A 13,681-nucleotide genomic window follows, 5' to 3' on the forward strand; every position below is an offset into this window, starting at 1 on the left:
AAATTGCAGCTGCTGGGTGAGCTATCATGACTCAGCAGCTAAGCGCGTCATTTTTATAGTTTAGTGAGCTTCAAACTGAACGTGAACTCTGTCTGGCTAGAGGTGAGTTGCCAATTTGCTTTTTTAGCTATGGCTTTGATAATAAACATCCCTATACCGTGACTGGACTGGCGGAGTAGCTCTTCATTGATGGCGTTTTCAAAATGTAAATACTGCGGATGAACAGTGACTTTAAGTGGTGCAATACCATACTTATTAAAGTTAGTTTCTATTTGTTTGAGTAACAAGGCTAATTCAGGTTTAGATAGTTGTAAATAGTGTTCTGGGGCAAGGAGCTCAACTTGAATATCTGCATCACTGGTGTTTGCCCATTCTAGTAGCGTTTGGTTAATTTTCGTTTTAGAGGACACTGTGCAGTCTTGCGGTTGCCATAAATTCAGAATTGTGTCGCATAATTGAGTCGTATCGCGCTGAGCATGTTTTAGCGCATCTATTAGCGATAGGCTGGGTGGAGGTAACATATCAAGTTGGTCGAATCTTGCTAATTGATGTCCGATTAACGTGAGCGGTTGTTTGATCTCATGACTTAAAAAACTAGCAAACTCATATTCACGCTTCACTGCATTTTTTTGCTCTGTCACCGCATCAAATATCGCTTGTTGAGCAAGGGCGAATTCACTAAAAATGATAGTGTGGTGACTCTCCAGTTGCTCAACATTTGTTCTAAAGTGATGCGTTTGTTGCCTCACTTTTCGTAAAACAAAAAAGATGACTATGGCTAACACGCAGAGCATCATTGAAGTTACAGTGAATAATAGAGGTTTTATATCTAGGGATTGATGCTGTTCGAAACGATGCAACACATAGAGTGCAGGGGTGTTATGTAGAGGGGGGAGTTTAAGATAATAGGTATCTAAGCCATTTTCACTGATCAGGGTCGGTTGTTCCCATGGAACGCGATGATTAAAGTTATTCTGTTCGCGTTCATTCAGGCTATCAAGCGTTTGAGTCACTGTTCGAAATCTAGTATCAATTTCTTGCTGTTGTATTTGAAACTCGTGCGCATCCTTATAAAGGTAAAACTCTGCGGTGTCATCTAGTCCAAACCAATAAACCACCATTGTGGTACTGAAAAAAATGAGACTAATAATTATAAATATCCCCACTAACCTATTAGTGAGATATGTTGTTAAGGATAGTGTGCTATTTTGCATCCAGCAGGACTCCAATCCCTTTTATGGTATGAAATAACTCCAATTCATGACCTTGACTGAGGTTTTTTCGTAATCGACTTAAAAGTGACTTATACATGTCAGGGGAAACGTCATCATGTTGCCAGACATGTTCTATTACAGTGTGTTTTGATACTGGGTTAGGGGAGTGCCGGATCAAAAGCTTCAATAAGCACCATTGTTGTGGTGACAATGTGATTGGCCTCAACGCGCGAGTTGCAATGTGGGCACTTAAGTCCACCGTGAGGGTATCAAGGTGAAATATTTCACTCGGTTGTGGGTGATGCTTTCGCCCAAGTAGTTTTAATCTTACGCTAAGCTCGGCAAGTTCGAAGGGCTTAGTGAGATAGTCAAGTGCACCAAGCTCAAACGCACGCAACTTTGCCTCTAGACAGTGCTGCGCGGTTAGAAAGAGAATGGGAGTTTGTTTGTGGCTTATTGAAAACTCACGGGCAAGTTCAAAGCCGAAACCGTCTGGTAGTTCTAAGTCCAGTACAATTGCATCATATTGTTGTTCTGACGATATGACTTTAGCGCTAGAAATGCTGTCTGCATAATCAACCTCAATGCCTTCATCATTGAGGTAATTTGCGGTGATTGTAGCGAGCTGGCGATCATCTTCAACCAATAAAATAATCATAAAAACACGGTTTTGTCTGTTGCTTCCTCTATGCTAGCGAACCTGAAATGTTTTAGCGACTAAAATATGAGAATGGTGGTTACCTTCTGGTTACCTGAGTATAGCTATACTAGGAGAACTTTTAGGAGAACGATATGAACAAGCGAGATACGATGATCACATTTACCGCGATAGCTTTGAGCTGTGTATTAGCTGGGTGTGGAGAGAATAATACGCTAACAACTCAAATAGAACCTTCAGATCCCCAGTTTGCAGACAAAGTGTTTAGTAACGCTGCTATTTACACTGTTACACAATCCAAGCCTTGGGCCCAAGCCATGGCGGTCAAGGATGGCGAAATCGTTTATTTAGGTGATGAAAAAGGAGCCAAGTCCTATATTGGTAAAAAAACAAATGTGTATGATTTAGCAGGTAAGATGGTGCTTCCAGGCCTTCATGATGTCCATATCCACCCACTGGAATCAGCGTCAGATGCAACCCATTTTACAGCTGCGCAGTACGACACAATAGATGGTTATCAAGATGTACTTTATCAAGCTGCAAGCGAAAACCCTGATGCAGCTTGGTTGATCGGTTATGGTCATAATATAGATACCTTACTTGATCTCGATATATCGCCTAAAGTTCTAATTGATGAAGTAATCCCAGACCGACCAGTCATTATCATGGAGCAAACTTCACATTCAATGTGGGTAAACTCCAAAGCCCTCTCGTTGGCTAACATACATGCGAGCAGCCGTGATCCGATAGGGGGGGTTATTGGCCGAAATGATGTCGGAGAGTTGAATGGCATCTTGTATGACAACGCGGGCAATATTGCTATGGACCTTGCAATGCAATCTTTAGGGGATGAGCAGAGCCAAAACTATATTGGCTTTGTTGAATATACCCAGCCTATGCTTCTAAGCCACGGAATAACATCGATTAGTGATGCTCGCGTATATTGGCAACGCGGCCAATTAGATACTTGGCAAAAACTACAAGCGGATGGTGTCTTGAAGATGCGAGTCAGCTTGGGCTTATGGGCTTATCCTGAAGCAAGTGATGAAAGTCAAATTAGAGCGCTTAAATCGTTTTATAATACGACGCCAAATAGCTTACTAAAAATCGACCAAATAAAGTTTTACATGGATGGTATTTTGGTGAATACCACTGCGGCAATGAAAGAGCCTTATAAAGTAGATTGGCTTAAGCTCGATGGTAACCGTGGAGTGAATTATTTTACCCAAGCTCGGCTAGAGAAATATATAAAAGCATTGGAGCCTAGTGGCTTTGATTTTAATATTCATGCAATTGGCGACAGAGGAATACATGAAGCGTTAAATGCCATTGAGGCGGCCTCTAAAGGAACTGCTCGGCATCGCCTTACCCATGTAGAAGTTGTTGATCCTGAAGATTATAAAAGGTTTTCCGCGTTGGGTGTGATAGCAGATGCACAAGTCGCAGGAGAATTTACTCAACCGCATCATTGGCAAGAAATGCAGCCACTGTTAGGCCGCGAGCGGGCTGATCATTTGGTTCCAATTAAGAGCCTAAGTGAAAATGGTGCGATGCTCACGCTGAGCAGCGATTGGAATGTGAGTACGCTTAATCCTTTTATCGGTATCGCGAATGCAGTTACTCGACAGCCTGAAGCAATCTCATTAGAACAAGCAATTGCGGCCTACACAATAAATGCTGCGTACGCGATGCGACAAGAAGACATTGTTGGAAGCCTTGAGGTTGGAAAGCTTGCTGACTTTATTGTGTTAGACCGAAATCTATTCGATGTAACATTCGAAGAAATAAAAGCGACCAAGGTTACGCAAACGTGGATCCATGGGAATCAGGCTTTTTGACGTAAAGCTAATGGCTTGATTGTTCATAACCAGTCGAAAATCAGCAACAATGTAGTGCAGAATTTCGGATTGAAATGGGGGCTGCAACCCTTACTCTATGGTGTAACTCAAAGCGTTAAGGATTGTTATGACTTCACTTGCCAACATGCCATTTTCTTTGCTCGAATTAAGCCCGATGAAAGAGCAAGATACCGTTTCACAAACCCTCGCTAACAGCGTGGCTTATGCGCAAAAAGCGGATGAACTTGGCTTTAAACGCTTTTGGATGGCTGAGCATCATAATATGCGTGGTATTGTCTGCGCAGCAACCTCTGTATTGATAGGGCATATTGCTGGGCACACTCGCAATATTCGGGTGGGGGCGGGTGGCGTGATGTTGTCAAACCATCCACCGTTAGTCGTCGCTGAGCAGTTTGGCACCTTAGAAAGCCTCTATCCTGGACGTATTGATTTGGGGTTAGGGCGAGCGCCTGGCAGCGATCCGATTACCAGCCGAGCACTGCGTCGCGATGACAGACGTGCAGAGCAATTTGACGACGAAGTCGCTGAATTACAGGCCTTGCTAGGGCCTTATGATGGTAAATCCTCGGTGCGTGCCATTCCGGGTGAAAATACTAAGGTACCAATCTGGTTGCTTGGTTCGAGTCTTTATAGTGCCCAACTTGCTGCAAAGCGAGGTTTACCTTATGCATTTGCGGGTCACTTTGCGCCACGATTTGTACATGATGCAATTGCGCTTTATCGCCGCGATTTCCAATCATCAGAAGTGTTAGATAAACCTTATGTAATGCTTGGTTTGCCCGTAGTTGCAGCGGATACCGACGAGCAAGCGCAGTATTTAGCTACCACGTCAAAGCAACGTATCCTAGCGTTGATGCGAGGTCAGGCGTTATGGTTAAAACCCCCTGTTGACTCGATGGAGGGTCTATGGAATGCCCAAGAGCAAATGCAAGTTGAAAGCTTTTTAGGTCTATCTGTGGTTGGAAGTCCCGCGACTGTATATCATAAACTCAGCATGATTAAACGTGAGCTAGCGGTCGATGAGTTTATTTTTACCAACGATTTATACGAGTTAAGCGATAGAAAACATGCGCTTGAAATCTTGGCGAGCTTAACATCGTCTTAGTTGGTCCTCTACAAGTAGCTTGGGTTACAGCGCTGATTTTAAAAACGATTATAGATAGGCCGCGGCAGCGGCCTTGTCAGTTTCTATACAAAAGTATAACAATCGTACCTTACATGATCACACAAGGAAGGTTAACCGCAATAGATGCGCAATCTATACGTGTTCCGGCAGCCTGAGGGCGGTTGTTTTGCTCTTTGTTCCCACCAGCGATATTTGGTGTTTGAGCAAGATTAAGTTGTAGTGATTGAGATGAAAGCGATTTCAAACTTGATTTCTTTATCGTTAATTTCATTACTTATTCCTTAGTTGTCAGTATGTTCTAATAATTTTTTTACCCAGAGTTCCTGTAATGGGCAAGCGTACATTTTCATAATTTTAAAGTGATGTCAATTTTATGGGGTTATGTTTTTTTATTGTGATTTAATTGTTTTCTTTTGTGTTAGACATGTATGTGTTGAATAGCTCTGAACTTTTTAGGACACACACTATATAATATCCAAAAAAACAACAGTAAGGATAAGTGATGGATCAAGTTGTACGTGTCGGAGTTGGCGTGGTCTTAATACACGATAATAAAATTTTACTTGGTGAACGCATCGGTGCCCATGGCGAACATACTTGGGCAACGCCGGGGGGTCACTTAGAGTATGGAGAGGACATTGAGGCATGTGCAATAAGAGAGGTGCATGAAGAAACGGGGCTAGATGTTGTAAACGTTGAAAAGCTTGGCTTTACTAATGATTATTTTGCTGATGAGCAGAAACATTATGTCACTCTGTTTGTCATAGCAAGGTGCGATACTCACGATGCAGAAGTTAGAGAGCCAAATAAATGTAAACAATGGCAGTGGTTCTCGCTTGATGAATTGCCGCAACCGCTGTTTTTGCCTTTGGTGAACTTTTTGGAAGAAAACAGCACACTTTATCAAGGCTAAAATAGCAATTGGGGCATCGCATGGAAGAGATAGCCGTTAGATATATTCATTTTATCGGTATTTTATTTTTGGCATCGACGCTCGCGATTGAAAACATGCTACTCTCCAAATCAATGAGTAGTCATAGCGTTAAGCGCTTAGTACTAATTGATGGCTTGTATGGCGTCAGTGCGCTTGTAACCCTTGGCGCAGGATTAACGCTATGGTTTGCAGTTGGCAAGCCCAGTGAGTTCTACACTAAAAACCCGATTTTCCATGCCAAAGAGGGAGTATTTTTGTTAACCGCTTTGCTATCTATCATTCCGACTGTGTTTTTATTGAAGTACCGTAATACAACAGCAGCTAATTTGTCTGTGCCCCAGCGCATCATTGTCATTAAAAGACTAGAAATACTGTTACTTTTAATTTTATCGCTACTTACTGCGCTTATGGCAAGAGGCTATGGGATACTCTCATCATGAAACAAAATATTGTTAATATTGCGCTCGTCGTCAAAGACTACGATGAAGCCATCGACTTCTACGTCAATAAACTAGGTTTTGAATTAATAGAAGACACCTATCAACCCGAGCAAGATAAACGCTGGGTGGTGGTGGCACCGCCTAATTCCCATGGTACTGCGTTACTCCTTGCTAGAGCTTCTACGCCAGAGCAGCAGAAGTTTATTGGTGATCAAGCTGGCGGGCGAGTCTTTTTATTTTTAAATACCGATGATTTCTGGCGTGATTATGAGCGCATGAAGTCTATTGGTATTCAGTTTATTCGCGAGCCACAAGAGCAAGATTATGGCATGGTTGCTGTGTTTGAAGATCTCTATGGCAACCGCTGGGACTTATTGCAGTTAAATCCTGATCATCCGATGGCGAAGAGATGATCTCAAAGTTACCAAAATGGGTTGAGATCGGCGCTTTTATATTGGCGCTCGTCGCAGGGTTTGTGAATGCAATCGGCCTACTTAGCTTCGAGCACCAATCCGTTTCTCACTTATCCGGCACTGCGACTATGCTCGGAACCAGTTTTTTAGGTGACAATCTTAAAGAAACCCTGCACTTATTTGGAGTGTTACTCGCGTTCTTGATTGGCTCTGCACTTGCGGGGTTTTTGCTGCATGGCACCACGCTAAGGCTTGGCAAACATTACGATACCGCGTTGGTGATCGAAGCCATGTTGCTTACCGTGTCTCTCGTATTACTGATGCAAGGCTCATTTTATGGTCACTTTTTTGCCTCTGCAGCTTGTGGACTACAAAACGCATTAGCCACCACGTACAGTGGAGCTGTGGTGAGGACAACCCATGTAACAGGAATATTCACCGACTTAGGACTAATGATTGGAGCGCTATGTAGAGGCGAGCCACTGGATACCAGAAAAACAAGACTGTTTGTGTTGATAATCTCAGGGTTTGTGGCAGGTGGTGTGTTAGGCGCTTGGCTTTATAACAAGTTTTACTTTCAGGCGCTGTGGTTGCCTATAACCATTTGTTTGCTGATCGCAGTTTTTTACCGCTTTGCGCTTAGGGATAAGAGATAGTACACCGTTGTGTTGACGTATCTTAGTTTGGATTATTGACTACTTAATCGACATCGTATAAATTGGCGCGCGATTTTAATTTGGATCTTTCCACGATGTTTTACATCCTATTTAAGAATTTTGTTATAAGGCTTTGCTCCGCGCATTAACACGATGAAGTGTTGCTCGGAGCTTACTTTCTGAATCTTCATCAGAGGCATTGGTGACTACCTGAATAAAGGTGGGCAACGGCAGTGTATCTGATGATTGGAAAGACGAAGCCGGCGATGATACTTCATCGCCGGCTTTTTTGTGCCCAAAGTTCAGCGGCACACGTTTTCGAAATTTTTTGAAACGGGAGGTCGGTATCACAGCCGATCTCCCGTTTTTTATGGATGTAATTTAATGAACTTGATTTTAAAAGGCCTGATAATGTCAGGCATTAACCTAAACAAAGACCAAATTAATATTGGCTTTATTTCTTATGCTTTGTTGAACACCTGCAAGGTAACCGTTTGCTGCGCAAAAAAGGGGTAATGAGATGTTATTGACTTTATTACTCGCCTTTATTGCGTTTTTAGTCGGGGCCGATGAGCTGATGCTTGGGCCTATTCTTGAGCCTATTGGACTCGAATTAGGTGTAAAGCCTGAGCGAGTTACACTGTTTATTACCACTTACAGCGTAGCCCTAGCGATTGTGGCTCCCTTATTTGGGGCGCTCTCAGATAAAGCAGGGCGCCGAGCTATCATCTTGCCTGCAATCGTGGTTTTTGGTGGTGCCTCCATCGCGACAGGGCTGGTCACTTCATTTGAGTGGGGGTTGGTTGCTCGTGTGATCACAGGTATTGCCAGTGCTGGCATGCTACCGATTGCATTTGCCATCGCGGCAAGCTCTGGTGGAGATGCGCTAAAGCGGATTGGTTGGGTGCAAGCAGGCTTAACCCTTGGCATGATCTCAAGTCCTGCGTTTGGCGCGTTTTTAACGCATCTAATGTCGTGGCGAGCGGCTTTTGTTGCGCTCGGGATCGCCACTTGGGTTGTAGCATTATTACTTACCGTAAACCGCCATGCGATCCCAAATGACAAAGTTGGAAAAGGCACTAAGATATCAGTCAAGCTATGGCAAATCCCCGGTGTTGTTGGCGCGTTACTTACCATGTGTATCGGTTTAGGTGGTGGTATTGGTTTGTTCAATTTGGTTGGGCAGCATTTACGAGATACACAAGCACTGTCAGTGTGGTTTATTGGTGTACTGTATGCCTTATTAGGCTTAGTGAGCGTTGCTGGAAACCTGATGATGCCAAAACTCGCAACCCACTTTGAAAGTGGGCGGCAGGTCATGCGTGCATCATTGGTCGTTTGCCTCATCGCCAGTAGCGGTCTTTATTGGTATCAAGGTATCTCTCTCATACCGTTATACTTTTTGATGACACTTTGGGCATTGGCTGGTGGCATTGGGGCTCCGGCATTACAGGCATATATTTCAGAACTTTCGCCTGCACACAGTGGTGTACTTATCTCACTGGCCATGAGCATGATGCACATTGGTGTTGCGATCTGGTCTGCCGTCGCGGGTTTTGCTTACAGCCTTGGTGTGGCTGCGATGGCGCTGCTTGCTATTATTTTGTTTAGTCTTGCCATTTTGTGTATACGCACAGTAAAAGGCGCATCAATTTAGGAGGTAACTAGCAACTTGCTTAATTTTAGCGAGCTGATTAAACAGGCTGGTGCAGGCCAGCCTGTTTAAGTAGAGGTTATTTTTCTGCCGCAAGTCCAAATGCCTTTGCAACACCTAGGGTTGGTAAAAACATATCTGAAAGCGTGATCTCTGCATCAATCCCATAGGTACTCATTAATTGTGCGTTACTGAGTACGTCCTCTGGGGATCCGGTGGCAACCAATTCGCCCTGTTGTAGCAGATATACCTTATCGGCAAAGCTTGCAGCGAGGGCTAAGTCATGTACCACTGCCACTACGCCCGCTCCCTGTTTAGCTATTTGCTGAGCCAGCTTCATGACTTGATACTGATGATATAAATCTAAGCTTGCGGTAGGCTCGTCAATCATCAGGTAGCAGGGGTTATTCGCATGTAAAGTGGGTAGCAGCTGGCAAAGTACCCGCGCAAATTGAACCCTTTGCTTTTCTCCCCCTGATAGCTGAGTAAAGCAGCGCGCCGCTAAATGCTCGACAGATAAAGTTTGCATCGCTTGCTGTGAATATTCGCGAAGCGAGTTTGGTGTACACTCATGCTGATGTACATAGTGCGACATATCCACTATCTCTTGCACGCTAAATGGGAACTCACAATCATATTGCTGCGTGAGTACGGCACGGATATGAGAGAGTGCTACGGCACTTAAGTCTTGTACTCTTCGTTGATGATAGGTGACATCGCCCTGTGTTAGTGAGGTATCACCGCACAGCGCCTTGAGTAGGGTAGACTTGCCTGCACCGTTGGGGCCAAGAACAACGGCAAACTCCCCCAGGCTGACCGAAAAATCAATGTCTTTGAGTAACAATTTTTGCCCCACTTGGACACTGACACTATTCGCTTCTAGCATACTAAAGCTCCTTGATACGATATGTTTTCACCAGCATGATCAGGAAAAAAGGGCCACCTAAAGCGCTGGTGATAAGGCCTATCGGTAATTCTGATGGGAGAATGAGTGTGCGAGCGAGCAAGTCCGCCAAACACAGTAAAATTGCCCCACCCAACATCGAAGCAGGTAACAAATAGCGGTGATCTGGGCCGATTAATAAGCGCACAATATGAGGAACAATAAAGCCGACGAAACCGATAATACCAGTTAGCGCAACCGCCGCACCGGTGCACAATGCGGTATAAGCAAACACTTTCTTTTTAAGGCGCACGACATCGACCCCGAGGTGTCTAGCTTGTTGCTCGCCAAGTAAATAGAGGTTGAGCGGTTGAGCCAAGCGGCTAAAACCAAAACAACATGCCAACATTAAACACAGCGATGGGATGATAGTTGTGAAACTATTACCTGCAAGTGACCCCATGCTCCAAAAAGTTAGGTCGCGTAACTGTTGATCTGAGCTGATCAACGTCAGTATTCCGATGACTGCACCAACAATGGCGTTTACTGCAATACCCGCTAACAACAAACTGACAATTGTGAAGCGATTTCCTTGACTGGATAAACGGTAGATTAAACTGCACACACCAAGACAGCCCAGAAAAGCACCGATTGGCACCGCGTAAATTCCATAATAATCCGCAAATCCACTGAGTAACGTAGAGCCTAATACGATGGTACTAATTGCGCCAAGTGCGGCACCACTAGAGATCCCAATTAACCCTGGATCTGCTAGCGGGTTTCTAAAGATTGCTTGCATTGCAGCGCCGCATGCACCAAGTCCAGCACCCACCACAATTGCGAGCACCAACCTTGGTAATCTAATTTGCCAGATCACCGCGTGTTCTAAGTTACTCGATTGACCTGCAAAGAGAATATCCATCAGACGACTGTAGCTAATGCTCACTCCGCCGCTGGTAAGGCCAATAAAACTCACCACGATACAGCCGATAATTAGTCCCAACAACATCCATTTTCTGGCAACTTCAGCGGGAATTAGAGATTGCTCGAGTGCTAGCATTACAGAGACTCATTTTTTGGTACAGACTGGGCTGCTCTAAATCGGTAACCCTTGGGCAGTGTGGCGTTTGGATGGAGTAAGGTAGCGAGCTCAACTACGGCTTGTGGTGTGCGTGGGCCCATACCAAGTAAATACGTTCCATCGATAAGTATAACTCGGTTGTTTTTAACGGCGTTAGAGAACTTAAAGTGGGGAACTTGGCTTAAATCCGTCGCTTTTTGTTCTCCATGGCGGCCCATACTAATGATCACATCAGGATCCATGGAGATGGCCGCTTCGGTTGCGAGCGGCTTCCAACCGTCAAAATGCTGAGCTGCAACATTAACGCCGCCAGCTGCGTTGATAACCTCATCTGCAGAATTGCCAGCACCCGCAACAATTGGTTGGCCACTACGCAGGCTTAAAACAAATAATACCTTAGGCTTGTTGTTCACTTGCTTTAGAACATGCGTTAAGGCTTTTCTGTCGGCTTGAATATATTCGACTAGCGCTTGGCCTTTATCTTTAACTGCCAGTAACTCGGCGATTGTTGTTATTTTTTCTTCGACGCCAGCAAGATCATCGTTATCGCTGAAAATATAGGTGGGTAATCCGGTATCTTGAAGCTGTTTTAATACCTTGTCTGGGCCTGTATCTGCTTCACCGAGTAATAAATCAGGATTAAGGGAAAGGATCCCTTCAACGTTAATTTTTCTTACGTAACCGATTTGTGGTTTATCGGTCGCAGCAACAGGAAATACGCTAGTACTGTCTACGCCAACGATACGATTTTCCTCGCCAAGTGCATAAATAATCTCTGTGATAGAGCCACCAGAAACAACGATATTTTTGGCACCTTGATCGGCATAGGTAGGTTGTAGAAGAGAAGTGAGTAGTAGCAAACTAGAAGTTAGCAGTGTCGTAATTTGAGCTTTCATTACAGATCCAAACTTGTTAGTATTTATTGCGAATAGTAACAGTTATCATTTGTCTTTATCAATATGAAATTAATTATCTGCATCACAGTCTCCGCTCTGCTGCATGGTTTGTGGTGGTTATTTCCTGCAAGCTCAGCACTGGTGTGGCACTCAGGCGTTGCTGCAAATGAAGTGAGTAAAGTCACCAAACCACTCATGATTTCGTTTGCGGCGCAACCTTCCCAAGAGCCGCCTCAAAAAGTGGAAGCAGAGCAAGCGCCATCTGATTTTAATGGCACTACGCACCTACTTAAAAAACCACAGAAGCAAGAGCAGAAAGCCAAGCCTGTACCCAAACCCAAGCAACAGACCAAAGAGCGGCCACAACCTAAAAAGCTTAATAAAGCCATAGTGGCTGAGAATAAAAAAACTATTGAAGCAACGGAGCCTACCTCAACACGAGAAAATACGTCGCAGCAAGAAGCAACGCAAATAGCCTCAGCGAGACACCTCAGTGAAGCAAATAGTACCGATGACTCTCCTGTTAAATTAGATGCTTTACCTTTATTCAAAGCACCAAGACCTGCGCTTAGCTACCCATTACGTGCCAAGCGAAGAGGGCTTGAAGGCGTGACTATTTTTGAAATTGAGCTGGATCAAAGAGGTGAAATCGTGAAGTTAACTTTGGTTAAAAGCAGTGGCCATCAATCTTTGGACATAGCTGCTCGCAAGAACGTTGAACAATGGCGATTTCATCCAGTTTTTCGTGACGGTAATGCTGTAAAAGCCTTGTTTACCGTACCCATTAAATTTTCCCTTTCTTAGAGAGTATTACTACGATGCAGTCCTGGTTTTCCCAACTTGGCCCAATGCAATGGCCATTTTTATGTTTGTCGGTTATTGCGCTTGCGGTGATTATAGAGCGTCTTTGGGTGCTTAGCCGCGCTTGGTTTACCGTCCTTGAAATCAAGCGTAAACCTCACTTTTTTCGTAGCAAAGCAGTCGGCGCTTTGCGGTTACAAGGGTATGTTTTTGAGTGGCGTAAGCGGTTAGTGATCTTAAGCATTATCGGCACGCTAAGCCCATTAATGGGACTCTTTGGCACTGTCTGGGGGCTGGTATTAATGTTTAAAACCATTGCCGAAACTCAGCAAGCTGTAACACCCGCGTTATTAGCGGATGGGTTATGGGAAGCTATGTATTCAACTATGGCAGGACTAGCGATAGCCATGCCATGTTTACTTATTTATGGCGTTTTGCAAGCGATGGTTGAGCGTTTTCAAAGCGAGCTTGTGCTTTATATGAATACCCAATTTACCTTGGTGGAGGCAGATAATGCTTGAGCTGCCGACACCCAAACCTCAGCACCTAGGTGCTGATTTAACCGCGTTACTCGATGTGCTTTTTATCGTCCTTGTATTTTTGCTGCTCAGTGTGGCGGTAAAACTCAACGTCTTGGAGGTCAACTTACCAACAGCGGGAAAAAATGGTGAGGTTGTACTGGAAAAAACACCTAAGGTAGTGAGCATCATGTTCAATCATGATCAAATAGCCTATGCCTTAGACGAGCAGCCGTTTAGCGCGGAAAACACGCTGATACAAGCGCTTGGTCATTTAGACAAGTCAGAGGTGATTTATATCGCCGTGGATAAACAAGTACCCAGTGAAGCACTGGTATCACTTTTTGCACAGCTTAGTACACTCGAGATTCAAGTCGCGAACTTAATTGTTAAAAGCGAATAAAAATAATTACCATTTAGATTGGTGTGTGTTATATTGCGCCGCGACAATCGCATTTCATCTTGGATGAGCCTGTTTAGATAAGACAGGACTAGGGAAGATCAGGGGCAAAGTTGAAGTGCGTGTAAAAAATAACGACACTCGGAGT

16 protein-coding genes are annotated in these 13,681 nt (G+C 44.3%); 10 read left to right on the forward strand and 6 right to left on the reverse strand.

Annotated features, from left to right (window positions below):
• Nucleotides 1-53 precede the first annotated feature (53 nt).
• Nucleotides 54-1,121 (reverse strand): ATP-binding protein, encoded by a 1,068-nt coding sequence (locus CWC29_RS20735; protein ID WP_138523424.1) that lies wholly within the window; start codon nt 1,119-1,121, stop codon nt 54-56.
• A gap of 82 nt (nt 1,122-1,203) precedes the next feature.
• Nucleotides 1,204-1,872: a response regulator transcription factor gene (locus CWC29_RS20740; RefSeq protein WP_138523422.1), complete on the reverse strand. Its 669-nt coding sequence runs from the start codon at nt 1,870-1,872 to the stop codon at nt 1,204-1,206.
• A 134-nt stretch (nt 1,873-2,006) separates the two neighbouring features.
• Here CWC29_RS20740 and CWC29_RS20745 point away from each other — a divergent pair, with 134 nt between their 5' ends.
• Together CWC29_RS20745 and CWC29_RS20750 are read left to right on the forward strand one after the other, a co-directional pair.
• Nucleotides 2,007-3,710, forward strand: a complete 1,704-nt coding sequence (locus CWC29_RS20745) for an amidohydrolase (protein WP_138523420.1) — start codon at nt 2,007-2,009, stop codon at nt 3,708-3,710.
• Between the two features lie 127 nt (nt 3,711-3,837).
• Nucleotides 3,838-4,836 (forward strand): LLM class flavin-dependent oxidoreductase, encoded by a 999-nt coding sequence (locus CWC29_RS20750; protein ID WP_138523418.1) that lies wholly within the window; start codon nt 3,838-3,840, stop codon nt 4,834-4,836.
• Between the two features lie 109 nt (nt 4,837-4,945).
• On the opposite strand, the gene CWC29_RS20755 is transcribed toward CWC29_RS20750, so the two are convergent.
• A complete protein-coding gene (locus CWC29_RS20755; RefSeq protein WP_128727510.1) occupies nt 4,946-5,128 on the reverse strand; it encodes a hypothetical protein in 183 nt (60 codons plus the stop codon).
• Nucleotides 5,129-5,359: 231 nt separating this feature from the next.
• Between CWC29_RS20755 and CWC29_RS20760 the strand changes: the two genes are divergently transcribed.
• The 5 genes from CWC29_RS20760 (at nt 5,360) to CWC29_RS20780 (ending at nt 8,957) form a co-directional block, all read left to right on the forward strand.
• On the forward strand, nt 5,360-5,770 hold the full coding sequence (locus CWC29_RS20760; RefSeq protein ID WP_128727509.1) for a nucleotide triphosphate diphosphatase NUDT15: 411 nt from the start codon (nt 5,360-5,362) through the stop codon (nt 5,768-5,770).
• A gap of 20 nt (nt 5,771-5,790) precedes the next feature.
• Complete coding sequence (locus tag CWC29_RS20765; protein WP_128727508.1) at nt 5,791-6,231, forward strand: DUF2214 family protein; 441 nt, start codon at nt 5,791-5,793, stop codon at nt 6,229-6,231.
• Entirely contained in the window at nt 6,228-6,644 is a 417-nt protein-coding gene (locus tag CWC29_RS20770; RefSeq protein WP_128727507.1) for a VOC family protein, read from the forward strand. Before CWC29_RS20765 ends, CWC29_RS20770 begins: the two co-directional genes overlap by 4 nt.
• Nucleotides 6,641-7,300, forward strand: a complete 660-nt coding sequence (locus CWC29_RS20775) for a YoaK family protein (protein ID WP_128727506.1) — start codon at nt 6,641-6,643, stop codon at nt 7,298-7,300. Before CWC29_RS20770 ends, CWC29_RS20775 begins: the two co-directional genes overlap by 4 nt.
• A 520-nt stretch (nt 7,301-7,820) precedes the next feature.
• Nucleotides 7,821-8,957 (forward strand): MFS transporter, encoded by a 1,137-nt coding sequence (locus CWC29_RS20780; RefSeq protein ID WP_138523416.1) that lies wholly within the window; start codon nt 7,821-7,823, stop codon nt 8,955-8,957.
• 76 nt (nt 8,958-9,033) lie between these two features.
• Here CWC29_RS20780 and CWC29_RS20785 read toward each other — a convergent pair whose 3' ends face one another.
• From CWC29_RS20785 to CWC29_RS20795, 3 genes are read right to left on the reverse strand one after another with little or no spacing between them, the layout of a single operon-like run.
• Nucleotides 9,034-9,840, reverse strand: a complete 807-nt coding sequence (locus tag CWC29_RS20785) for a heme ABC transporter ATP-binding protein (protein ID WP_128727503.1) — start codon at nt 9,838-9,840, stop codon at nt 9,034-9,036.
• A gap of 1 nt (nt 9,841) precedes the next feature.
• Nucleotides 9,842-10,897 (reverse strand): FecCD family ABC transporter permease, encoded by a 1,056-nt coding sequence (locus tag CWC29_RS20790; RefSeq protein WP_099029927.1) that lies wholly within the window; start codon nt 10,895-10,897, stop codon nt 9,842-9,844.
• Nucleotides 10,897-11,814: a heme/hemin ABC transporter substrate-binding protein gene (locus CWC29_RS20795; protein WP_128727502.1), complete on the reverse strand. Its 918-nt coding sequence runs from the start codon at nt 11,812-11,814 to the stop codon at nt 10,897-10,899. The genes CWC29_RS20790 and CWC29_RS20795 overlap by 1 nt, the downstream gene beginning before the upstream one ends.
• Before the next feature lie 63 nt (nt 11,815-11,877).
• On the opposite strand from CWC29_RS20795, the gene CWC29_RS20800 reads away from it, so the two are divergent.
• Genes CWC29_RS20800 through CWC29_RS20810 form a run of 3 tightly spaced genes read left to right on the forward strand, consistent with a single transcriptional unit; the run spans nt 11,878 to nt 13,536 of the window.
• Nucleotides 11,878-12,618: an energy transducer TonB gene (locus CWC29_RS20800; RefSeq protein ID WP_128727501.1), complete on the forward strand. Its 741-nt coding sequence runs from the start codon at nt 11,878-11,880 to the stop codon at nt 12,616-12,618.
• 14 nt (nt 12,619-12,632) lie between these two features.
• The gene (locus CWC29_RS20805) at nt 12,633-13,136 is read left to right on the forward strand and encodes a MotA/TolQ/ExbB proton channel family protein (RefSeq protein WP_045963679.1); all 504 of its coding nucleotides are present in this window, start codon (nt 12,633-12,635) and stop codon (nt 13,134-13,136) included.
• On the forward strand, nt 13,129-13,536 hold the full coding sequence (locus tag CWC29_RS20810) for a biopolymer transporter ExbD (protein ID WP_069021332.1): 408 nt from the start codon (nt 13,129-13,131) through the stop codon (nt 13,534-13,536). Before CWC29_RS20805 ends, CWC29_RS20810 begins: the two co-directional genes overlap by 8 nt.
• Nucleotides 13,537-13,681: the final 145 nt, after the last annotated feature.

The organism is Pseudoalteromonas galatheae (assembly GCF_005886105.2).
Taxonomy (GTDB): domain Bacteria; phylum Pseudomonadota; class Gammaproteobacteria; order Enterobacterales; family Alteromonadaceae; genus Pseudoalteromonas; species Pseudoalteromonas galatheae.

Coding starts and splice junctions, on each gene's coding strand:
- CWC29_RS20735 (WP_138523424.1), bottom strand. CDS start 1,121: ATGGTGGTTTATTGGTTTGGACTAGATGACACCGCAGAGTTTTACCTT.
- CWC29_RS20740 (WP_138523422.1), bottom strand. CDS start 1,872: ATGATTATTTTATTGGTTGAAGATGATCGCCAGCTCGCTACAATCACC.
- CWC29_RS20745 (WP_138523420.1), top strand. CDS start 2,007: ATGAACAAGCGAGATACGATGATCACATTTACCGCGATAGCTTTGAGC.
- CWC29_RS20750 (WP_138523418.1), top strand. CDS start 3,838: ATGACTTCACTTGCCAACATGCCATTTTCTTTGCTCGAATTAAGCCCG.
- CWC29_RS20755 (WP_128727510.1), bottom strand. CDS start 5,128: ATGAAATTAACGATAAAGAAATCAAGTTTGAAATCGCTTTCATCTCAA.
- CWC29_RS20760 (WP_128727509.1), top strand. CDS start 5,360: ATGGATCAAGTTGTACGTGTCGGAGTTGGCGTGGTCTTAATACACGAT.
- CWC29_RS20765 (WP_128727508.1), top strand. CDS start 5,791: ATGGAAGAGATAGCCGTTAGATATATTCATTTTATCGGTATTTTATTT.
- CWC29_RS20770 (WP_128727507.1), top strand. CDS start 6,228: ATGAAACAAAATATTGTTAATATTGCGCTCGTCGTCAAAGACTACGAT.
- CWC29_RS20775 (WP_128727506.1), top strand. CDS start 6,641: ATGATCTCAAAGTTACCAAAATGGGTTGAGATCGGCGCTTTTATATTG.
- CWC29_RS20780 (WP_138523416.1), top strand. CDS start 7,821: ATGTTATTGACTTTATTACTCGCCTTTATTGCGTTTTTAGTCGGGGCC.
- CWC29_RS20785 (WP_128727503.1), bottom strand. CDS start 9,840: ATGCTAGAAGCGAATAGTGTCAGTGTCCAAGTGGGGCAAAAATTGTTA.
- CWC29_RS20790 (WP_099029927.1), bottom strand. CDS start 10,897: ATGCTAGCACTCGAGCAATCTCTAATTCCCGCTGAAGTTGCCAGAAAA.
- CWC29_RS20795 (WP_128727502.1), bottom strand. CDS start 11,814: ATGAAAGCTCAAATTACGACACTGCTAACTTCTAGTTTGCTACTACTC.
- CWC29_RS20800 (WP_128727501.1), top strand. CDS start 11,878: ATGAAATTAATTATCTGCATCACAGTCTCCGCTCTGCTGCATGGTTTG.
- CWC29_RS20805 (WP_045963679.1), top strand. CDS start 12,633: ATGCAGTCCTGGTTTTCCCAACTTGGCCCAATGCAATGGCCATTTTTA.
- CWC29_RS20810 (WP_069021332.1), top strand. CDS start 13,129: ATGCTTGAGCTGCCGACACCCAAACCTCAGCACCTAGGTGCTGATTTA.